This is a genomic window from Methanosarcina siciliae T4/M, from assembly GCF_000970085.1.
GTDB lineage: Archaea > Halobacteriota > Methanosarcinia > Methanosarcinales > Methanosarcinaceae > Methanosarcina > Methanosarcina siciliae.
Map to the genome: position 1 here is coordinate 3682677 of NZ_CP009506.1, position 22051 is coordinate 3704727.

At 43.8% G+C, this 22051-nt stretch carries 16 protein-coding genes and 1 pseudogene; 7 read left to right on the plus strand and 10 right to left on the minus strand.

Annotated features, from left to right (window positions below; all coding sequences use genetic code 11):
* Nucleotides 1-9: 9 nt before the first annotated feature.
* A complete protein-coding gene (locus MSSIT_RS15345) occupies nt 10-1137 on the minus strand; it encodes a glycosyltransferase family 2 protein (RefSeq protein WP_261788869.1) in 1128 nt (375 codons plus the stop codon).
* A 352-nt stretch (nt 1138-1489) separates the two neighbouring features.
* Between MSSIT_RS15345 and wrbA the strand changes: the two genes are divergently transcribed.
* Complete coding sequence (gene wrbA / locus MSSIT_RS15350; protein WP_048173454.1) at nt 1490-2128, plus strand: NAD(P)H:quinone oxidoreductase type IV; 639 nt, start codon at nt 1490-1492, stop codon at nt 2126-2128.
* Between the two features lie 821 nt (nt 2129-2949).
* Complete coding sequence (locus MSSIT_RS15355) at nt 2950-4977, plus strand: glycoside hydrolase family 15 protein (protein ID WP_082089035.1); 2028 nt, start codon at nt 2950-2952, stop codon at nt 4975-4977.
* Between the two features lie 38 nt (nt 4978-5015).
* On the opposite strand, the gene MSSIT_RS15360 is transcribed toward MSSIT_RS15355, so the two are convergent.
* Nucleotides 5016-5453, minus strand: a complete 438-nt coding sequence (locus MSSIT_RS15360) for a GNAT family N-acetyltransferase (protein WP_048173455.1) — start codon at nt 5451-5453, stop codon at nt 5016-5018.
* Nucleotides 5434-6690 carry a M20 metallopeptidase family protein gene (locus MSSIT_RS15365; protein WP_048173456.1) on the minus strand — a complete coding sequence of 419 codons (1257 nt, stop codon included), beginning with the start codon at nt 6688-6690 and terminating at the stop codon, nt 5434-5436. Before MSSIT_RS15365 ends, MSSIT_RS15360 begins: the two co-directional genes overlap by 20 nt.
* 479 nt (nt 6691-7169) lie before the next feature.
* Between MSSIT_RS15365 and MSSIT_RS15370 the strand changes: the two genes are divergently transcribed.
* Together MSSIT_RS15370 and MSSIT_RS15375 are read left to right on the plus strand one after the other, a co-directional pair.
* Nucleotides 7170-8111 carry a nucleotidyltransferase domain-containing protein gene (locus MSSIT_RS15370; protein ID WP_048173457.1) on the plus strand — a complete coding sequence of 314 codons (942 nt, stop codon included), beginning with the start codon at nt 7170-7172 and terminating at the stop codon, nt 8109-8111.
* 43 nt (nt 8112-8154) lie between these two features.
* Nucleotides 8155-9447, plus strand: coding sequence for a condensation domain-containing protein (locus MSSIT_RS15375; RefSeq protein ID WP_156158876.1), 1293 nt, complete (start codon nt 8155-8157; stop codon nt 9445-9447).
* A 258-nt stretch (nt 9448-9705) separates the two neighbouring features.
* On the opposite strand, the gene MSSIT_RS15380 is transcribed toward MSSIT_RS15375, so the two are convergent.
* Nucleotides 9706-11205: a PGF-pre-PGF domain-containing protein gene (locus MSSIT_RS15380; protein ID WP_048173458.1), complete on the minus strand. Its 1500-nt coding sequence runs from the start codon at nt 11203-11205 to the stop codon at nt 9706-9708.
* Between the two features lie 302 nt (nt 11206-11507).
* On the opposite strand from MSSIT_RS15380, the gene MSSIT_RS15385 reads away from it, so the two are divergent.
* Nucleotides 11508-13004, plus strand: coding sequence for a DUF4139 domain-containing protein (locus tag MSSIT_RS15385; RefSeq protein ID WP_048173459.1), 1497 nt, complete (start codon nt 11508-11510; stop codon nt 13002-13004).
* A gap of 251 nt (nt 13005-13255) precedes the next feature.
* On the opposite strand, the gene MSSIT_RS15390 is transcribed toward MSSIT_RS15385, so the two are convergent.
* The 4 genes from MSSIT_RS15390 to MSSIT_RS15405 all read right to left on the minus strand — a co-directional run bounded on the left by MSSIT_RS15390 (nt 13256) and on the right by MSSIT_RS15405 (nt 17373).
* Nucleotides 13256-14332 carry an ABC transporter substrate-binding protein gene (locus MSSIT_RS15390; protein WP_052721685.1) on the minus strand — a complete coding sequence of 359 codons (1077 nt, stop codon included), beginning with the start codon at nt 14330-14332 and terminating at the stop codon, nt 13256-13258.
* A gap of 69 nt (nt 14333-14401) precedes the next feature.
* Entirely contained in the window at nt 14402-15184 is a 783-nt protein-coding gene (locus MSSIT_RS15395; RefSeq protein ID WP_048173461.1) for an ABC transporter ATP-binding protein, read from the minus strand.
* Nucleotides 15175-16218: a FecCD family ABC transporter permease gene (locus MSSIT_RS15400; RefSeq protein ID WP_048173462.1), complete on the minus strand. Its 1044-nt coding sequence runs from the start codon at nt 16216-16218 to the stop codon at nt 15175-15177. The genes MSSIT_RS15395 and MSSIT_RS15400 overlap by 10 nt, the downstream gene beginning before the upstream one ends.
* Before the next feature lie 174 nt (nt 16219-16392).
* Nucleotides 16393-17373, minus strand: a complete 981-nt coding sequence (locus MSSIT_RS15405; protein WP_231589889.1) for an iron ABC transporter substrate-binding protein — start codon at nt 17371-17373, stop codon at nt 16393-16395.
* A gap of 384 nt (nt 17374-17757) precedes the next feature.
* Here MSSIT_RS15405 and nifH point away from each other — a divergent pair.
* A pseudogene (gene nifH, locus MSSIT_RS24280) lies at nt 17758-17945 on the plus strand (nitrogenase reductase); the annotation flags it as partial.
* Nucleotides 17928-18353, plus strand: coding sequence for a pyridoxamine 5'-phosphate oxidase family protein (locus MSSIT_RS15410; protein ID WP_048173464.1), 426 nt, complete (start codon nt 17928-17930; stop codon nt 18351-18353). The pseudogene nifH and the gene MSSIT_RS15410, both read left to right, overlap by 18 nt.
* Before the next feature lie 370 nt (nt 18354-18723).
* On the opposite strand, the gene MSSIT_RS15415 is transcribed toward MSSIT_RS15410, so the two are convergent.
* Together MSSIT_RS15415 and MSSIT_RS15420 are read right to left on the minus strand one after the other, a co-directional pair.
* Complete coding sequence (locus tag MSSIT_RS15415) at nt 18724-19098, minus strand: hypothetical protein (protein ID WP_048173465.1); 375 nt, start codon at nt 19096-19098, stop codon at nt 18724-18726.
* 865 nt (nt 19099-19963) lie between these two features.
* On the minus strand, nt 19964-21754 hold the full coding sequence (locus tag MSSIT_RS15420) for a radical SAM protein (protein ID WP_048173466.1): 1791 nt from the start codon (nt 21752-21754) through the stop codon (nt 19964-19966).
* Between the last annotated feature and the right edge of the window lie 297 nt (nt 21755-22051).

Sequence of the window (22051 nt, forward strand, 5' to 3'; positions counted from 1 at the left end):
TGCATCACTTTACCAATCAGTATCAACCTCGAGAAGCATTACGCTTACAAAGACTGCAGAGAAAATCAGCTGGAGCCCGACTGCTGCCAGGACCATTGAAATAACTGCAGATTCCACTTCTTCAAGGGAGCCGTATCCGGAAATGACCCATGTATAGGCGACTTTCAGCCCGATAACGAGCCCTAAAGCCAGAATAAAGGAGCCTCCGAGCAGTTCTTTTTCAAGGGAGTGGTAGCTAAGTAGCTTCTTGCCTGCCTTTTCATCCCGATACATGCCGTGGATCAGGCCATAAGTTTTCATATATCCGCCGGTTGCCAGGATTTGCCCGCCAATGATTAAGAGCATACTGCCCAAAATAAATGAATGCAGCCGGTTATATGCAGCATTTTTCGTAAGCAAAAGGGAGGCAGTTATGAGAAAACCCAGGACAAACACAAAAGCGCCGGGAATATAAAGGAAAGGGCCCGGCCTGTATAGCATCATAAACCTTACATGCCGCCAGCCGTCCTGAAACGAGCGCAGCTTGGAGGGAGCTTTGCGGGAGTAATAGGTTATGGGAACTTCTTTTATCCTCAGCCCGCATCTTGCAGCTTCGATTATCATCTCGGATGCAAGTTCCATGCCGTGAGTTTTAAGGTTCATTTTTTCAAGGGCTTCTTTAGTAAAAGCCCTCATCCCGCAGTGTGCATCCGATATTTTTGTTTTGAAAAGAAAATTGAGCATTGAAGTCAGTATGGGGTTTCCGATATACTGGTGCAGCCAGGGCATAGCTCCTTTTTTTATTTCTCCTTTAAGCCGTGTACCCATTATGAAATCTGCTTCTCCTGCCATAAGAGGGTCCAGAAATTTATCAAGCTCGAGGAGGTCGTATGTATTGTCCGCATCTGCAATAGCGATATAATCCCCTTTTGCTTCGGCAAGCCCTTTGAGGTAAGCATTCCCGTAACCTTTTATCGGGCCTATTACCTTTGCACCCATGGACGCTGCAATCTCAGCGGTTCTGTCCGATGAATTATCAGCAATGATTATTTCCCCTTCTATACCATATTTTTTGAATATGGTCTGAGCTTTCTGTATGCAAATACGGATAGTTTCTTCCTCGTTCATAGAAGGCATTACGACAGAAAGGGAAGGCATGTCCTGCTTATACAGCATAGATACTAATAACTATTTTGATACTTCTCATGCAGCAGGAGTTAATTCTTCCCGGCTATTCCCTCCAGTTCTGTTTGAAGCCGGGGATTGGAAGAGTTGAAACACAAAGTAAAGAAAAGTATCCAGACTATTAACAAGCTTCAGTTTCTGTTAGTAATCTATATAATATATCAGCAAACTCTTTTTATGAAGGATTTTTGAGTTTTCCGTAACTCACAGGTCATTTAAATAAATTTAGGGAAATAAAGGTTTGATATTAGGGACTCAAACAGTATGGCGTTGGAATTCAAGCAGCCTGTTTATACTTTTAACTGATTTTTGACAGAGGGATCGCATGGTTAAAGTGAATATAATATTTCACAGTATGTACGGCCACGTCTACAGGATGGCAGAAGCCGTCGCTGCCGGGGCAAGGGAAGTTGAAGGAGCTGAAGTAGGGATATATCAGGTACCTGAAACCCTTCCTGAAGAAGTCCTCGAAAAGATGGGAGCAATAGAAACGAAAAAGCTTTTTGCCCATATCCCCGTGATGACCAGGGGCATGCATGAGGAAATACTCGCAGGGGCAGATGCGCTTATTTTTGGCACTCCCACACGTTACGGAAATATGACTGCCCAGATGCGTGCGGTCCTTGACGGTGTTGGAGGGCTGTGGAGCGAGGATGCCTTTGTAGGAAAGGTAGGAAGTGTTTTTACCTCAAGCAATACCCAGCACGGGGGGCAGGAGTCCACAATCCTCACGTTTCATGTCACCCTGCTTCACCTCGGAATGATTATCGTGGGTCTTCCGTACTCGGAAAAGCGGCAGAGAAGAATGGACGAAATTACAGGTGGCAGCCCATATGGAGCATCAACGATCGCCGGACAGGGAGGAAGTCGCCAACCATCAGAAAACGAACTTGAAATGGCACGTTACCAGGGAAGGCACGTAACTCAGATTGCGAAAAAACTTGCTGAAAATAAAAATCTTTGAAATAAAAAAGGACGGAAAAACGTTCCCTTCTGCGGGGGTGTTTTCCCTTTCTCAGTTTTTAGAGTTTTTTTGCCTGAAATTAGGATGCTCAGCTAAAGTTTGGTAAGGCTCTGCCTCTGCGCTCAAATCTTTCCTGAGCTGTTGCCAGGCATGCCAGAGTGCAGTATATTCCCTTTTCTTCAGCACTCTTAAGGACAAAGAATTCTTTCCCGCAAACGGGGCATATTTTTTTTACGTAAACCATAGTAGACACGCAAATTTTTGTATGAGGATACTTCCTTTAAAGACTTAGTCTTATAAGCCATACTAACAAGAACTCAACCAAATATAAACTTTCGTATGAAGTTTGTATATATCCTTAGTAAGAAATTAAATTCATTTCAACAGGTTGATCCAATAATGCTTAACACAATCGTGAACATTAACTGTATATTTCTTCTGCTCTCTGATTATCAATTCCTTCTTTTTCATACTGTTACTCCTGGAGAAAACAATTTTATAGCTAAAGTAATTATTCTTCCTGACCTTTCTTTCCCTTAAATGATTTAGCAATATATTCAATTCTTATAGGAACTTAAGTTTGAAAATCGATCCTAACTTAATGGTCAACTTAGACAAAAAAATGTATTTTTCAAACTTCCGTTGATAACCATATCACGTTTGCATTGCTTACTTATGATATTACTTAATCAAAGAAAAGTTCATAATGTAACTTGAACCCATGGAATCTAGCTTGAAATTGTGAATATAATTTGAAGTGCAGAATATCATTCGAAATTACAAACTAAAATACAAAATAAGATATAAATACAGAGTCGGAGGTGTCCGGGATTAGGCCGTTGATTTTCGGGAATGGAAAAATCCTGATTTGTGAAGATGAGAAAGGGACTATAAGGGATCTTTATTTCCCATATGTAGGTCTTGAGAACCACGGGAACTCGATAAAGGTAGGTGTATGTGACCTTGATACCCTTTACTGCAGCTGGCTTGAAAACTGGAAAATCCGGCAGCGGTATAAATCAGAGTTTGGGGAGGAGTTCTGCAGCAGGATTCTTGAAAGCTCAGGAGATCATGACGAAGCCAAAGCCGGGGAAGGTTATGCAAAGGATAAAAGCATTGAAGGAATACCTGAAGCCTGCAAAAGATCAGTCTCAAATATCGGGGAAACTGTTTTTGAGAACTCGGAGCTGGGACTCAGAGTCACTGTATGGGAGACTGTCCATCCATCTGTGAATATTTTCTGCAGGACATTTGAAGTCAGGAATATCTCCAATTCCTCAAGGCGCCTCCGCCTTTTTTCCAACCAGAACTACAGGATCCTTGAACATAAGATAGGAGAAACTGCTGTAATTGACAAGCATGCCCTTATCCATTACAAACGCAATCGCTATTTCCTGCACGCAAGCGAACCTGTTTTTGACCAGCATGCTGTAGGAACCGCAGAGTGGAAAGGGCTTGAAGGTACCTGGAAAGACATGGAAATTGATGCTAACCTGAGTGGAAACCCCGTGGCGCACGGCTCTGTGGATTCCACCCTGGGATGGACCTTGCCCGAACTAAAACCGGGGGAAGCAACAAAGGTTCATTACTGGATCGTTTTCGGGAAGAATTACTGCAGTGTACTTAAAGTCCATAAGAGGGTAAAAGAATCAGGAAAAAGGGACCTTTTCCACTACAATTTCAACTTCTGGCACTCTTTTATCGAACGGGTATCCGTGCTTCCCGAATACGCCTGGATGCCACAGCTTCCGGAAAAGGTTGTAAAATGCTTCTATAGAAGTCTCCTCACGGCTGTAGCACATATGGATATCAAGGGTTCGGTGATCGCGTCCTGCGATTCGGATATTAAGCAGTTTGGAGCAGACCTCTATACATACTGCTGGCCCAGAGATGCTGCCTGGGTCTGCCTGGCTCTCGACCGAGCACGGTATCACCATCTAAGTGCCGAGACATTTGAATTCTTTTCAAAAACCATAACTCCCAGGGGTAACTTCCTTCACAAATATACGCCTGCAGGAGACTTCGGGAGCACCTGGCATCCTGTACCCATGATTCAGATTGATGAAACAGGGCTTCCCCTCTATGCCCTCTACAGCAACTGGGAGATTGCAAGGAGTGTATGGACTACAGGCAGGTATTATAGATGCCTTGTAATTCCTGCAGCGAATTACCTGACAAAAGCAATTGAAAAGGATACAGGCCTTCCTATCCCCAGTTTTGATCTCTGGGAAGAGCGAAAAGGTGTGCATACATACAGTGCCTGCACGGTCTATGCAGGGCTCAGGGGCGCCTGTGAACTCGCTCGATCCCTTGGAGATTACGGCAATGCAGACATCTGGAAAAGGGCTGCGGATCGGGTAAAAGAGTCAATTATTAAGAGGCTTTATGACAATAAACTCAAACGTTTCCGGCGTTCCCTGGAAGAAGCAACCCTTGATTCCTCCTTATTTGCAGTCTGGTACTTTGGGGTCCTTCCCCCAGATGATCCCAGGGTTGTTCGGACAATGGAAGCAATTGAGCGTGAATTACTGCGCCCCTCGGGCGGAATCGCCAGATATCTCCATGACAGTTACTACGGCTACATGAACAGCTGGATAATCTGTACTCTCTGGCTGTCCCAGTGGTACTCTGCAATCGGAAACCTGGAAAGAGCCCTTGAACTTCTGGAATGGTGCGCGGCTCATACTCATCCGACAGGTCTCATGTCAGAACAGGTGGACGATAGAGGCAGGCCCCTTTCCGTTCTCCCTCTTGCCTGGTCCCATTCAGCTTTCGTGCTTGCCGTTCTTGAATATCTGCAAGCCCTTGAGAAAAGGGAAGGAGGGGTTTGCGGCTTGCCGGGAAAATAAAACAGTTTTTTTAAACCTGCGTTATCAGAAAAGTTTTTTTAAAACTGTTTCTCATAGTACAGGTACCCTTTTTCTTCTTTTAAAAAAGTGAAGCCGTGCTTGAGATACATACCTATTGCTTTTTTAAGGGTCGAATCGGTTTTGAGCACGACGCCTGAACAGTTTTTTTCGGCGAAATCCAGGGCTGCCAGAAAAAGCTTTTTTCCGTTCCCTTTGCCCCTGAAGCCCTTTTTGAGGTAGATGCGCCTGATTTCACAGCGGTTACCCTCAAGTTTGCGCACTCCTGCCGTACCCACCACCCTGCCGTCGGCCAGGCCTACAAAAAAGGTTCCTCCTTTTGCAAAATAGTAGCCGTTGATGTCATTAAGGTCTGAATCTTTAAGCCTGTCATACGCGAAACCGTGTTCCAGCAGGACTTCCAGAACGACGTCACGGACTTCTTTCTTTCTGGATTCTTCATAGCTCCGGATTATCATTTGTTTTCTCCTTCGATTGAGGGCTGAGGTATTTTTCGGGGTGCTTCAGGAAATCCAGGGAAACGGTATAGAAAATTTCAGTGCCCGTACGCAGGATTTTTTCATCAATATCGAATGTGCTTGAATGGTTTATCTCCAGGATCCTTTTTTCCCGGTTCCGGGTACCAAGGGAAATAAAGATGCCTGGCACTACTTGCAGATAGCTTGCGAAATCTTCGGCAGCAAAGGTTTTTACAAGCTCCGGATAGGTTGTGAGCTCAGGGAAACTTTCCTGTAGTTTTAAGTTAACCGCATCTGTGAAAACCGGGTCATTTACCAGGACCGGATACCCGTGCAGGATGTCAAGTTCGTAATCCGGAAGCCCTTCAAACTCTTCTCCGGGTTTTACGTATCTTTCCTTTATCTTCTCAAGACACTCTTTTATTGTCAGGTCGATAATTTCCGTTGTCCTGCTGTCAAATGTCCGGTAGCTTCCGAGGATCTCTACCCTGTCAGGGGTCCTGTTGAACTGGGCTCCCCCCCGAATCCTGCCTACTCCCAGGACATACTTATCAGGTTCAAGTTTTTTTTCAAGGGCCGGGTACACGCTGCTTATGAAGTCCGTTTCCATCCGGACAGGGTCAATGCAGCTTTCGGGTTTTGAAATATGGCCTCCTTTTCCCTTAAAGGCGATTTCAAAACGGTTCGTGCTTGCCATAAAGGGTCCAGGACGGAAACCCACGCTTCCGGATTCGTGGTTAGTAAAAATGTGCATGCCCATAACCGCATCCACGCCTTTTAGCCCTCCTTCGGCAATAACTCTCTCCGAACCACCCGGAGGGATCTCTTCTGCAGGCTGGAAGATCAGGCGGACTTCTCCAGGAAAGTCCCGATTTTCTACAAAGAGTCTTGCAGCCCCAAAAAGCATTGCCATATGCCCGTCATGCCCGCAGGCATGCATTACCCCGTCGTTTCTGGAAATATAGTCCCCGTTTCTCTCTGTGAGCCCTTCTTGCACCTGCAGGCCGTCAGTATCCGTCCTCAGGGCAATGCAGGGCCCGGGTCTCGTGCCCCTGATGCTTGCAAGCACGCCTGTGTCCGCAATCTTCCTGGCTTCTATCCCCAGTTCTTCAAGGATTTTCAGGATTCGTTTCTGGGTTTCATATTCTTCGAAACTGAGTTCCGGGTATCGGTGAAATTCTCGCCTCAGCCGGATAATCCAGGTTTCAAACGTTTCTGTGCTCGGGTCCTCTCTCAAACGTATTACCTCGGATTTTCTGCATATGCGGTTTCTTCTGTTTATTTTCGATATATTCGATATTTTTCTTTTTACTTCTTCCGTATATATTGATCCATGTATATATTAGTCCAGGTATGCATTACTACATTTTCTTCCCCATGAATCCGGAATCAAAACACTGACAGTTAAATACATTAATGGCACAATACATTTTATCCTGCTGCTAATTTTAAAATAACGGCAGTTAAAGGATTGGCAGTTAAAGGGTATTAACCTGTCTTTTTAAGTACGTTATTACTGTCATTATGAAGTCATTGTAATGTTATTATAAAGTGTTCTTAGCTACATTAATAGTGTTTTTGATTGAAATCAACAGTATTCTAACTTAAAAACAGTGCTCTTAATTGAAATTAAAAGTGTTCTTAACTGAACGATAATCTGCAGCAGTTAAGTTTCAGTAGACACAAGTACTCTTCATATTTACAGGGATGGTACAAATGCTCAAAACACGCCTGAGAGATTTTCTTCTTACAAAAGATGACTGGCTTTTTGCGGTTTCGGACTACTTCCGTAGTGATGGAATCAGAGCCACACTCCGCTACGTTCCGGATGAAACCGGGGAAAGGGAGTTAAACGGGAAAAGGTACAAAAAATACGATTTCGGCCCTGCTTTCGAATTCATGAAACAAAACAGGCCCGAGTGGGTCCAGGACGTGCATGTTGTCCCTGAATCCGAAGTAAAAAAGGTGCTGCACCCCTCTGAAGTTATTCCCAAGCTTGTAAATTCCGACAGCCGGGTAAGGGCGATCGTAAAGGTGCTTGATGTTGCCGGAATTCCCAGGACAAGTATGGGGGTTACGGGTTCTATGCTTGCAGGCCTGCAGAATGAGAGTTCTGATGTTGATTTTGTTGTCTACGGTCCCATGTGGTTCAGGGCAAGGGATGCCATAGCCATTGCAAAACAGCAGGAGGGCCCTATCGAAGAGATCGATGAGGCGATGTGGCAGAGGATCTACAGGAAAAGAATCCCTGAGATTTCTTTTGATGAATTCATGCGCCACGAGTCCAGGAAAGGCAACCGAGGCATGGTCGAAGGCACTTATTTCGACCTCCTCTTCGTGCGGGAATGGGACCAGATTAAAGCCCCTCTCCTGCGGGGAAAAGATACGGTCAAAATGAAAATAGAAGCCGAGGTCACAAACGCTGACTTTGCCTTTGACAGCCCTGCCTACTACAAAGTGGAGCATGACGAAATTGACCATGTGCTCTCCTACACCCATACCTATGCAGGTCAGGCCCTCCCAGGAGAGATAATAGAAGCCAGCGGGGTGGTCGAAGAAGTCGGAGATATGAAGCGGCTGGTCGTTGGAACCTCAAGGGAACCAAAAGGGGAATGGATCCGGTCCCTTACCTGGCTTGAAAAGTGTGGGTATAGGTGAAAAGGTCTGTTCGGAAATAAAGTCTCAAAATATTCCCCAAACGATGCCCGCCACATCGCAGGACATGTTTAATTATGCGGCTCGTTATGGGATCTCAAATCATAATCTTCAGGCTGTAATACATTTTAAAGATAAGCTGGATGAGGCGAAACTGGCCCGGGCTGTAAGACTCTCTATTGATGCTGAGCCTGTTCTGGGCTGCTTTTTTGTAGAAAAGGAAAACAGCCCATTCTGGCAGCGCCTTTTTGATCCGGAAAAAATTTCCTGGTGCAGGCTGGAAGAGACGAAGGACAGAGAAGATTCGGTTATGAAGTTTCTGCTTGAACCTTTGAATACGGACCGTGACCCGCAGATACTGGCGCTCCTGCTACGCTACTGTCAGGAAGACACCCTGTGCATCAAGCTCAACCATGCCTGTTGCGATGGCAGGAGCGCCAGAGAATACCTTAAACTGCTGGCTGGCTTATATACTAAGCTTTGTAGAGATCCTTCTTTTGAACCTGAACCGAATGTGCAGGGAAAAAGAGATCAGAGTGCTGTGCTTGAAGCCCGGGGAATAACTGAGCTCAAATCTTCTTTTATTCCTGTGGGAGCGGAGCCTACATGGGCTTTTCCCTGGAAACGATCTGCAGAGCAGGAATCGATGCAATTCTCTGTAACTCGAATCCCTTCCGTAAATTTTCGGAACATTGCGGCCTATGCAAGGGCTCACGGAGAAACAATAAACGATATTATCCTGACAGCTTATTTTCGAGCGCTATTTGACATGATAGAACCTGAACTTTATGCTCCAATGGAAATCCAGTTTACCGTGGACTTACGCCGTTATTTGCCAGAAGAAGAAAATATATCCATCTCCAACTTATCCGGGATCGAGAGTTTGAGACTGCCCAGGATAAAGTGCGAACCCTTTACTTCCACACTGGAAAGGGTTGTACTCGCCATGAAAAAAATTAAAATTAACTTTCCAGGTATACAAAGTGCTCTTGCCTGCGAATTAATGAGTGGAATGAATTTTCGGGAAGTCCTGAAAACGGTTCAAAAAGAGTGGCAAACATCTCTGGTAAGCGGAAAGTCTACCCCTATGCTCACCAATTTAGGGGTAATCAGCCCAACTCCGCTCTTTTTTGGAGAAACGGCAGCTGAAGACGTTTACATGGTCACTCCAGCCTTCCATGCTCCTGCCTTTATGCTCGGGGCTTCAACATATAATGAGGTACTGACTCTTACGGCAGGCTATTACGAGCCTGCCACAAAAAAAGAGGACGTCGACCATTTTCTCGATATGGTTGTTGGTGGGCTGAGTTCCTGTGATATTCGAACATATCGTGCTTAGCCAACAACGAGAAGGAAACAACCAACCCGTTATTCAGGCGGATCTGCAATCAATGGGGCATCGAGAACTAAGACTGCTTTCCGTTATTCCATACCAGCCCAGTGTACCGCTTAATTGGTTCAGGTCTTTTTAGTAAAAAGAGAACTGTAAAGGCTTTCCTAAAAACTAAATCGAAATTACCCAAAATTAAGAATGGAGAAGAAAAAAGTAGTAGATAGAAAGGAAGGTTTCTCCGAACCTTCCCAGGCCTTGAGAACTTTATTTTATTTTCCTTTTCTTCAGGGCTGCATACGATGCCAGAAGCCCGGCTGCTGCAAAAAAAATCCCGGGTCCGGGAGAATCCTCATCAGTTTTTTCGTTATCTGAGGCAAGTTTTTCTTCATCTTCTGTCGATCTCTCTCCTGTACTCATGATATTACTTTCTTCGTTTCTAATCGGAGTTATCTCTATTATCTGGGTATCTTGTTCAGGACCCGCGATCGCAAACGGAGAAAATCCCGGGGTTTCTGAGCTAAAGTAGAAGTAATCCTGGTCTTCTCCGGTCAGGCTTGTGGGAAGGGTGTTCCAGGTGTCATCGATGTACCGGTACAGGGTTATTGTGTTTTCAATTATGCGGTTTTCGGAAAGCCAGGTCTTTTTTACCCTGAAGTTTATCCGGGCGTTTTCAAGGTTATCGGAACTTGAAAAGCCACTGTTTCCGACCCAGATATTCAGGTTCTTGTAAACGGTTCCGGGGGCAGGTTCTTTCACTATTGAGGATGTGTTCTTCAGCATCTCTACAATTGTGGTTGTTTTCCCGAAGTTCTTTTTCGGGTCAAACTCAATACTAACGATCTCGTTTGTTTCCCCTTGGAAGGTGTAGCAGGTGTGGATTCCTTTGAAGACCTGCTCATTTGAAACCTCTTTAAGCTCTACGTTTCGGCTTGATTCAGGAGATCCACCTCCTCCGCCTCCCCCTCCCCCTCCGCTGCTCCCACTGCTTTTGCTACTGCTTCCTCCGGAAGTCGAGGCTTCTTCAGTGACTGTGATATAACCTGTTTTTGTCTCGGTATCGTTTCCGTAGGTACTGTTGCTTGCTGTGAGGGTGATTGTGTAAGTGCCCGGGTTTTCATAAGTCCATGCCGGATTTTTCTCTGTAGAATCGATGCTTCCGTTTCCGTTGAGATCCCATTTCCAGGAATCCGGGTTATTTGTACTCAGGTCCGTGAACTGGACTGTAAGGGGAGTGGTGCCGGAGAGGGGGCTTGCGGTAAATTCGGCTTCTGGAGGAGGGTATGTGACTATTATTTCCGAAGCTCCCGTAACAGGCACGGCAGAGATAGAATACGCTGAAACATTGCCTGAGACCGTGAAATTTCCGGGTTCAGGATTTGACGGCACTGTAACCCTGTAGACTACGTTTTTTTCCCCGCCTGCTGAAAGGCTCTCGACCCAGATCCATTCCAGGGTAGACGCTTTGAAAGTATCGGAATTCTGGAACGTAGCCCCTTCATTTTCAATTACGGTTACATCCCATCCGGCGGGAAGGTTTTCATCAAGAGTAGGGGCTTCGATGCGCTGGGTTGCTTCTATATGCACGGTTACTGTAAAGGTTTCACCTGCATAAACCGTTCCTGCAGAAAGCTCCCTGCTCGCCTCGATTCCGGAGGCTGAAACTGGCAGTAAGGTTACAGCAAAAAATAGAAGAAATATAAGCCCGGAGATAAAACTTGAGTTTTTGATCCGGTTTTTTACTTTAAGAGTTTCAATAGTTTTCATGAAAACGAGTCCTTTAGTTTTGTGGGAAGTAGCTGGTATCTATTCTGGTATCGTTATAGCACCATTTTAGCAACTATCTTAACATTTGTCTCCGCATCTATCTTAATTTCTATATTCTGTCTTGGTCTATATTATTATAACTGTGGACCACCGGATATTTTCTTTAATTTTTGAGGACTATCTATTTTTACAGCATCTTCTGACATCTTCTGGCTTCGAAATATCTGAGAAGAAGAAGGATAACTTCGAGTGAATCCGCAGTTAAAGTCACATATAAATAAAACAGTGATCTATTTTCTGTTATGAGGACGAACAAAAGTTATCTATGGCTTGCTCTGCTTTTTGTAGGGGTTATGGCCACCGCCGCAGCATTTGCTTATCCCGACTCTACCGAAGAAACGGTTCAGGCTGATGAGCAGGAAATAGCTGTGAATGGAATTGAGTCTTCTTCCAGTGTAATCACAAAGGTAGAACCTTCAAATCCTCTGGAATTTCTTACCGCCGGAGCCGCAGTTACCGATGCTGCCACCGAGGTTACGGTTTACAATGATAATCTTGCCCTCGTGAAAGAACGCAGGTCACTCAACTTGAAGACAGGGGTCAACAGCGTTGAGTATACGGATGTTGCGGCTCTCATTGACCCTACCTCGGTCATGTTTGAGGATACAAAAAATAAAAACACTGCAGTGCTTGAACAAAACTATGAGTATGACCTGGTAAGCAGTTACAAGCTGCTGGATAAATTCCTGGGAAAGGAAATCACTGCAACTGAAAAGGAAGGGGAGACCTATACGGGCACGCTTCTCAGCCATGACGGAGGAGTTGTGCTCCAGTTAAGCGACGGAAATGTTGTAAGCCTTTCCGAAGTCTCCAAATTCGAGTTTCCTGACTCTGCAGGGCTGCTTACAAAGCCGACCCTGGTCTGGCAGGTTTATTCCCCTGTGGCAGGCAGCCGGGATGTCCTCACTTCTTATCTTACTAGCGGTATGAACTGGAATGCGGACTACATCGTAAAGACGAATGCGGACGATACAAAAGCTGATATCCAGGGCTGGGTCAGTATTGACAACGGGGCAGGAACCACCTATGAGAATGCCCGATTGAAGCTCGTTGCAGGGGAAGTCCATCGTACAGCTGTATCGAAAACAAGCTATGATTATGCAGTTGATGAAGCAGTACCGATGTCCTCTGATGGAGGCGGGGGCTTTGTTGAAGAAACCCTCTTTGAGTACCACCTTTATACCCTTGAAAGACCGGCTACCCTGAAAAATAACCAGGTCAAGCAGATTTCCCTGCTCTCTGCGGATTCCGTGCCCGTGGAAAAGGAACTTATCTTTGACGTTTCAAAAAGCGAGAATGTCCAGGCAGTCCTGAACCTCGAGAATTCAAAGGAAAAGGGTCTCGGAATGCCTCTCCCCGCCGGAGTTATGAGGGTCTACAAAAGCGATTCCGACGGGCAGCTCCAGTTCCTCGGAGAGGACAGTATAGACCACACCCCTAAAGACGAGGATGTCAAAGTTGTTGTCGGAAATTCCTTTGATGTTACTGCCACCAGAACCCAGACCGACTATGACAAGGTAAGCAATGATGTCCGGCGGCAAAGTTATGAAATTGAATTAAAGAACCATAAGTCCGAAGCCCAGACAGTCAGGATTGTGGAACATTTCTATGGTGACTGGGAAATTATCACAAGTTCCGATAGTTCTGAAAAGACGGATGCTTACACTGTCGAATGGGAAGTAACCGTGCCATCGGATGGGTCGAAAAAAATTACTTTCACAGTGGAATACAGATATTGAGTTTCCACAGCTATTAAATCCTGACTCAATATACTGAAAATATCCGGGGTCCCAACCGGATGAAAAATTTTTGAGAAATTAATTAAGAGGGTTTATACCTTCTTAATTAGCTTCCTTAGTTCGGTGTGATAATTTTGATTTTCGTATTCTTTTTACCGACTAATTTGATAATCTCGTATGAAGATTATTCACGATTGAAGGCATCGGTTTTTCGAAAACCTCTGCGAAGGCAGAGTACATAATTAACTCCTTCATTGGGGGTTTAATATCGAGTCGAGTTCCTCCTCACTCAATTCATAATAATAGAATGTCGAATAAAACTTTCTTGTCTCTTCATTCATATCCAGGTCTTCGAATAGTTCGGGATGGATCATTTTTGCCGACCAAAGTGTTTGCAGCGCTGTTTCTGCGCTTCTTACTCCCCACAGGTAAACGCCTTTTGGATTGACATATATCTTCCCGGTTTTAACCGCGGAGATATCCTGATACTGATCGTTTGTCAGCAGTTCCTCCCTGGTCTTGCTGTCCCTTGTTATTATGATATCGGGATTCTGCGCAATCAGATCTTCCATGGAGATAGTGCCGCGTTCTTTGACTCCGGCTTCGGCCGCAACATTTATTCCTCCGGCATTTTCAATCCATGAGGTAGTGATCGAACCGATCCCCTCAGTGGAAAGAATATCCGCTCCGGCAACGAATACTTTTACTTTTTCTTCATCAGTAAGGTTTTTTGTTCTTTCCGTAACATAATTTAAATTCCCGTCATAATAATTGCAGAATTCCTCAGCTTTTTTATATTCTTCTTCTCCAAACAGGTCGCCTACAAGCAAAACCTCTGTTTTGATGTCTTCCGGACTCTGGTTTCTTATGTCCAGATCAACAAGTCCGTATTCTTCGGCATCATCAAGATTTCCGATGATAACATCCGGATCTAATTTGACCAATTCTTCAAAGTTGACATCCTGGCCTGTAACAAAGATAGTTTCTACTTCAGTAATTCGGGGATATATCTTTACGAACATTTCATTCTGTTGAACGACAGAAGCTGTTCCGACCAGTTTGTCAGCGCCTCCGACCATAAACACGATCTGATTTCCAGCTCCGTTTGCTGCTACGCTTTTTACTTCCTTTGGAATTGTCCACACCACTCCGTCCATATCCGTTATGGTTCTGGTTTCCGCCTCCGCAGCGGTTCCCTGCACAGTGCTTTTTACGGTAGGTGTTTCGGCTGATGTTTCTACCACATCATTTGCTTGCTGTAAACATCCGCTTATCAGCAGTCCGGACAGCAAAATAAGCAGAACTAACGTTATTTTTATTGCTTTCATACTAAATTTCTCCATGATGATTATTGATAATCGTAGTTTGCAGTTCTCCTGTGTGGCATAAATTGAACATCAGCTCAACATCGGAATACAGGTTTTAATTGAATTGCCATTTTTGCCAGTAACACTTGCAACCATTATGTCCACTCCATATGTGGAGCGCAGGTTGTTTTCGGTTACTATTTCGTGAGCAGCTCCAATTTCAAAGAGCCCGTTTCTTTGTAAAAGCGCTACTTTTGTCGAGCAGAGAAAAGCGTGATCCGGAGAATGTGATGTCATTATCACACCCAGGCCCGTCTTTGCCAGAGCAACTATTCTTTCCAGGACCCTGACCTGATTGCCGTAATCGAGGTTTGAAGTGGGTTCGTCCATAAACAAAATTTTTGGTTGTTGGGTAAGGGCTCTTGCAATAAGGACCATCTGCCTTTCCCCCCCGCTGATATCCGTATACACTTTATCCTTCAGGTATGTAATTCCCAACAAATCCAGATTCTCTTCCGCAACTGCAGTGTCTTTTTTTGTCGGGGACGCACAGGCGCCCAAGTATGGCGTTCGTCCCATAAGCACAACCTCTAAAACGGTAAACGGAAATGGGGGAGTATGGGCCTGCGGGACATACCCTATTACCTTTGCAAAGTCTTTTTTTGACCATTTCTTCACGTTTTTCCCGTCCAGGAGAATGTCACCGCTTTGAAGTTCCAGAAGGCCCAAAATAGTTTTGAACAGGGTTGTTTTCCCCACACCGTTCGGACCCAGAAGGCACATAATTTCCCCGGATTTGATTTTCATGGAAATATTGCTGATAATTGTTTTTTTCCCATAACCACAACTGGCATTGACAACTTTCAGTTCCATTTTGCTTTCCTCCTTTCTTTTAGTAGAAGATACAGAAAAAACGGCGCTCCTAAAAGTGCTGTTAATATTCCCAGCGGTATCTCTGCCGAGAAAGCGTTTCGTGCAACGTCATCAACAATCAACAGAAACGAACCGCCCACAAGCATGGATGCGAAAAGAAGGTGTTTGTAATTGGGTCCGACAAACTGCCTTGCGATATGAGGAACGATAAGCCCTATCCAGCCAATCATGCCGCTTATCGAAACGGATGATGCGACAAGTAGCGTGGAAGAAAAAATAATTATTGACCTCACTTTTTTCGTATCCACTCCCATCGCCTGTGCCTCTTCATCCCCGAAGGCTAAAACGTTCAGTTTCCATCTTAATAATAATAGGGGGATCATGCCCAATACGGTCGGGATCAACAAAATGAGGACATCTTTTCTTGTTATCGATGCCAGACTTCCCATTAGCCAGAACGTTATGGCAGGTAGCTTTTCGTCCGTATCGGCAACATATTTCGTCATTGAGATAAATGCGGAGAACATTGTCGAAACAACCATTCCGGTCAAAACCATTGTTAGGGTCGCATTATCTCCATGCCCGACAATTTTACTGATGGTGTAGCTGAGTAGAACGGCTCCGAGTCCGAATAATAATGAAGACATCTGTATGCCGGCAGTTCCAGATGAAAGTAATATTGCTACTGCTGCTCCAAATCCAGCTCCATGTGACGCTCCCAGGATGTCCGGAGATACCATTGGATTTTTAAACATTCCCTGATACGCGGCTCCTGCAGTAGCCAGATTGGCACCGATAAGGATCGCGGCAATTATCCTTGGCAGTCTAACCTTGAACAGAATCGTGTCAGCCGTATCAGGCAAAGTGTAATCAACATTTGTAATTTTGCCTGCCACTGCCATTATTAGCTGGCTTGGGGTAATCGTGTATCTTCCTATATATACAGAAATGAAAAATGTTAAGATAAGTACTATCGCCAGAAGTGTCAGTACAGATATCTCAAATTCTTTTTTATTTCGCAAAAAAAATTCCATTACTATGCAACCTCCTGACCTGAAGACCTCGTTTGTCGGACATGGTATTATGGAATCTGCTGCCGCAATGGATATTTCCGATAGCGTCGGTTTCTACATGAGTTCCGGTATATAAGGATCCAAAGAACCCGGTATCCTAGGTCAAAACCGGAAATTTTCCCTTCTCGCTCATGTTCAGGCCTCTGCTGCAGGGTTAAGGAGCATATCCAGTTCTTTATCCGTAAGCTCGTAGTGGAAGAATTCCGAATAGAACTCACGGGTCAGCCCGGAGAGGTCCATATCTGCAAAAAGGTCCGGATACAGCATTTTTGCAGTCCAGGCAGTCCCTATTATGAGGTGAGGACCCTGGGGCCTATCGATCCAGCAGAAAGGATTCTGAGGGGCAAGGTATACCCGTTTGTTCCGGACAGCATCCACATTTTCCCATAGGGAGTCAGAATATACGGATGCGTAGAACTGCGGATTGGAAGTGATGATTACCTCGGGGTTCCAGTCCATGACCTGTTCTATTGAAACCTGGGTCATGCCGCTTCCTGATTTGAGGGGGCAGTCGGCAACGTTGAGGCCCCCGCAGATATCAATGAGCTGGGAGTGGGGGGAACCTGAAGGGTCGGTCATCAGGCCTTTCGGGCCTTCGGCATAGTAAACCCGTACTTTTTCATCATCGGGAGTATCTTTAACAGTGCTGTTGATCTCGTTGAGGATTGAACTGCGGAACTCGATCAGTTTCTCTGCCCTGGCTTCACAGTCAAGCAGCTTGCCCGTATATTCGATAGTGGGGTCGGATTGCGTCACAAAGAGAATAGAATCATTAATAGCCACCACCGGGATGCTGCCGAGACTTTCCTGCCTGCGTTCTATGGCTTCATTGACTTGACCGTCCGTGGAGGTGCTTTCAATAACAATGTCAGGATGCATTTCAATAATGGTTTCATAATTTCCGGTTTTTGATCCTAACCAGTTTCCTATTACAGGCAGATTTGAGTAATTTTCATCCATGCAGGGTTGGGTGAGATTTTGTTTGGAGTTCCAGCCCGCAAGTTTATCCGGGGCGAGCATATACACAAGGATAGTGGAAGGCGAAGAAGTGCCTATAGTCGAAGATATTTCCGCAGGTACGGTTAACTGCCTGCCCAGCATATCGGTGATCTGCACAGTGCTTGAGTTCGGAACGGCCTGTTGATCTGAATTTTCTGCACATCCACCGAATGCAACAACTAGAACCAGAAAATAAAATATCAATATTATACCTATTTTTCCACCCATAGAAATACCTGACAAACTTTTGAGTATATAGTCGTTATGTTATGATGAACATAATGTAAATCGATGTCCTATCTTATGAGAAATTGAAAAACGCTATTGGACATGCTTATTTAATAATTCCTGCGTTTTTGTGGCATTTTTCGAATTTTCACGCTTTTTATAACATAGGAAAACGGTTACCTATTTCCTAGTAATCATATAAATACCTTATTATTTATGGGAACTCGAATACTCTACAAACATTATCACTGAATATGCGCGTATCTTTTCCATGGAAGACAACTAATTCATCTTGTGCCACACAACAATATTTTTCAAAAAGCGGAGTTCAATAAAAAAACGGTTGTAGTGTACGATCCTGAATGCAACCAGGTGCGTGAGCACGGAAAACTTGCCAGGAAAATTCTTGAAAATGATATGTTTATGATCCAAAATCACTAAGCATGGATCAGCTAAAAAAACGCCCCACAAGTGTTATTTTTCCATATGTTGTTCCGATGAACTATGTATGGCACAACGGTTCTGTTTATTTTCATGGCATGGGTTCGGGTAAAAAAGAAGATCTTCTTTCCCAAAATCCACCTGTTTGTTTCACAATATATAGGGAACAGGGTACAGTGACAGATCCGGTTCCCTGCCATGTTGATACTTCATACATGAGCGTAATGATTTTTGGAAAAGCTGAAAAGATGAGTGACAGGGAAGAAGCTGCTGAAGTCCTCCAGAAACTGGTTGACAAATATATGCCGAAGTACTACAGTAACCCCTTAAGCAGCACCTTTATTGAGAGGTATAAATCTTCACTTGATGGGAATGCAGTTTCGGTTTATCGGATAACGCCACAGGGAATGATAGCCAAAGAAAATTAGTCTGTTGGATTCACAATCAAGAAAACAAATTTTAATAAAACCGAACTGGTTAATCCCACATTTGTGAAGCTTGTACTATTTTCATAAGGGATAAAGGAAGCTACCTTCAATCAGATATGAAAGCTCTATGCGAGTTGTTGAAGATTAACCAGAGAGTCTTGATCTTATTTGTTTCAGTTTAAAAGTATGGGACTTACGCAGTTGGAAAACCAATCAATTTTAACTGAAACATCTGGAGACAGTTTTTAATTTCAGTGCCCTTTCTCAAGTACGTAAGTCCTGTGTATTTTTGCCGGATTTGATCCTTTGCCGGATTTGATCCGTAGTCCATCTTGTAATTTTACAAACTATTTATTATTTTTTAATTACATCAGGTTCCATTAGTTTCATTAGTTACGGTTGCATTTTCAGGTATTGAATTATTTATGAGATCGGTCAACTTAGAAAAATCCACAAAATTTGAAGGAGAAACAGGACCATTTGTTGAATTTAATTTATTATTCATGAGATTGATTATCTCAGAAATATTCTCAAGATCTGAAGAAGAAACAGAACTATTTGTTGAATTTCCTGTCGTATTCCCATCAGTTGCGTTTCCTATAATTTCGTCCCAATCTATGTTTTCCCAATTCTGCTGCATATCCTCTGGTATATTCCATGCAGCAAGTGCATTCCCTGTTAATGCTACACAAAGTAACATCCCTACAAATAGGGATAGTGCCTTTGTTCCTTTATATTTACTCATACTTTTTACCCCCGTATCAAATTTAGTTACTATAACTTAAGTTATAATTTTACATTTTTTAGTGAAATAGTTCAGTCAGAAACAAACCGAGTACGACTATATTACACTCAAATCCGACTATTAAATCACCGAAACGACTTTAAAAACTCACAATTAACTATTAGAGTTCAAGTAATATATTATATAGAGAAACATGGATTAGAAATGAAAATTTTTATTAAATAGAGGAACTTCATCAATATAGGAACTTCATCAATATAGGAACTTCATCAATATAGAAAATTCATCAAATAATTACACGAAAATAAATTAGTCTGGACTTACATACTTAAAAGACTAAATAATGAACGATAGATATTGATGTCAAAAACGTGATTTAGAGCTTATCCGAAAAGTGGTCGCCTGCTATAACTTTTACAATATGCGGTATGCAAAAACGGAATGGATGCCCTAATCCTATAGACCTTACAACTTTTACAACATGCAGTTATTGACTTTTCGGATAGGCTCTTAGACTGTTGAAGGCTTAATACATATGATTTTTCAGTTCAACCGCATTCCTGTCATTTTTAATAGCAGTTTTCTACCCTCTGCCTTCAATGCGTACCGCAGCCATGCCTTTCGCGTTGCAAACTTTATTTTCAAAACGGCTCAGGACTTTCCATTCCCCTCCGTCTTCCTCATATGTTACAATGAATCCCGGTTCAAATCACCGGTGCAACGATCTGCTCTATTCGCATACAATCCTGTAGAGTGTTAATTCTACAATCAAAGGAATATAATCGTTTGCGACAGCGTGAACATACCCAGTCACTACGGGGTGCGCCACTACAACTTTGATTTTACTGTAATACTCTAGATGTAATCAGACACGAGTATGCCTTATCGTGTGCCGAGGCCAGATACCAGAAGAGGGCCTATGAAAAGACCTGTTAGGAGTGGCTTCCTTAAACCGCATACCGTAAAACTTCATGTAAAATTCATCTGCCTCCTTTTTCAGGTCAATTTCAAGTTTTCCGGGATGTAGCTTGTCAGTTATATATAAAAGACCCAGTATCCAGCGAGGATTCCCAAAATCCCAGGTAGGTGGGACGGCATAAATCTGCCGATGCTTTACTGCATCTGCATTTATTCCATATTTCTGGCACAGGTCATAAAACTCATTGAGGGGACGAGAAAGGAAACCGGATATGAAAATAGCTTCCGGATTGTGCTCATTGATAAATGAAGGAGAAACATTCACACCCGGTTTACCTCTCTTTTGAAGCTGTTTATTAATACTAACACCTCCGGAAAACGTTACCAGGTTGTTCTCCATCCTCTCGGCGTTCAGGGCAAAGAGGGGAGAACCCATGCAATAATAAGCTTTACAACCGTTATCTTCTGCTGCAATATTCTGGACAATTTCAAGGCGACTGCGAATGAAAGAGATAAGTTTTCCTCCTTTTTTTGGTACGTTGGCTTTTTTAGCGATAAGTTCTATGAAATCCAGATAAGAATGTGGCTGCTGTGTCATTTTATGTATGTGCATGAGGGTTCTGGTATCGGAAACTTCCCTCCAGACATCCATTAATTTATCATCCATCCAGAAATCCACTAACTTATCGTCCCGTATATCCAGGCACGTAAGCACTGCGTGGACCATACGGAAAGCCTGGACTAATCTGTGACCGTCCATCAAGCCCGTCTCAATGAAACTTTCATTGGCAGTTGTCCCTTTAACCGGAATGCTGTTACCACAACCACACTTAGAACTCACCTTTACAAACCTGGAACCCATAAATTCCTGGAATTCCCTCTCTATTAACGGACTGCCACATTCGGAACAATAAGTGTCCAATAATTCCGTACCCGGGGAATTGAAGAGGTAGACATAATCCACATGCTTCCGCAGGGAAGAACACAGTTTTTCCGCTTCTCCTATTGAAGGTTCAAGTTCCATAGGAGCATAGCCGAAAGGAAGAAATCTCATGACCTGCAAGGGAATTGTGGGGGAGATTTCAGCCACTGCTTCTGCAACTTTTATCATCTCTTCCTCATTTCCCCTGGAATAAACGATTGAAGTTTCGACGTGTACTCCCATGTCGAAGAGCTTTGAAAGGTTGCGGAAAACCGGGGCTGACGAAGGAACTCCACAATTCATGTAGCTCCTGTCAGAGTATCCTTTAATTCCCACGTTCATGAAATCTACAAGCTGTCCAAGCTCTTCCAAAGTTTCTTCTGTGAAATAACAATTGGTTGAACAGCCTGAGAGCAAACCCCGTTCTTTTGCCTGCACCGCAAGGTTCCTGAAGAGATAATAATTTGCAGCAGGTTCATTCATTGTGGAAACCACACCAAGGCAATTCTGCTGCAGGGCTTTTTCCACTAGTTGAGATGGGGTGAGGGCCAGCTGGTTAAGGGGTCTGCTTGAAGCCAGCACCCTGGCCATGCAGCCGGAACATTGGAAATTACAGCCCGTACTGAAAACCTGAAGGAATTTGCCTGAAGGATAATAATGAAGCAAAGGAACTGCTTCTATTGAAGTCGGATATGCCCCAAGGTACCCCATTCCGGGACACTGGGCAATATTGTCGCCTGTACACACATAAGCTCCACATCTGCCCATGCTACATCCTCCGATTTCGCACCTGACTTCACATATATTGCATTGCATTTTTTAGTCTCCGTTGCTTAACACTTTTCGGTTCCGCACCGGCCGGATTCCTCCTGAGCCGCACGGCAGGGGATGGCTGTCTATCTTCAAGCTTTCTTATTAGCCTCAAGTTTTTCCGGAATGAATTTTTATTAATACGCTTTTTTCCCTTACAGTATAAATTTTATATTTATTCTGTTCTCCAGGTCTTTTTTCCAAGAAACGGAATCTACATCCCATTTTTTGGTCAATTCGTTATGTATTTTCATACATAACCATGTGCATATGCCCGGATATAAGTAAAAAAATATTACACTT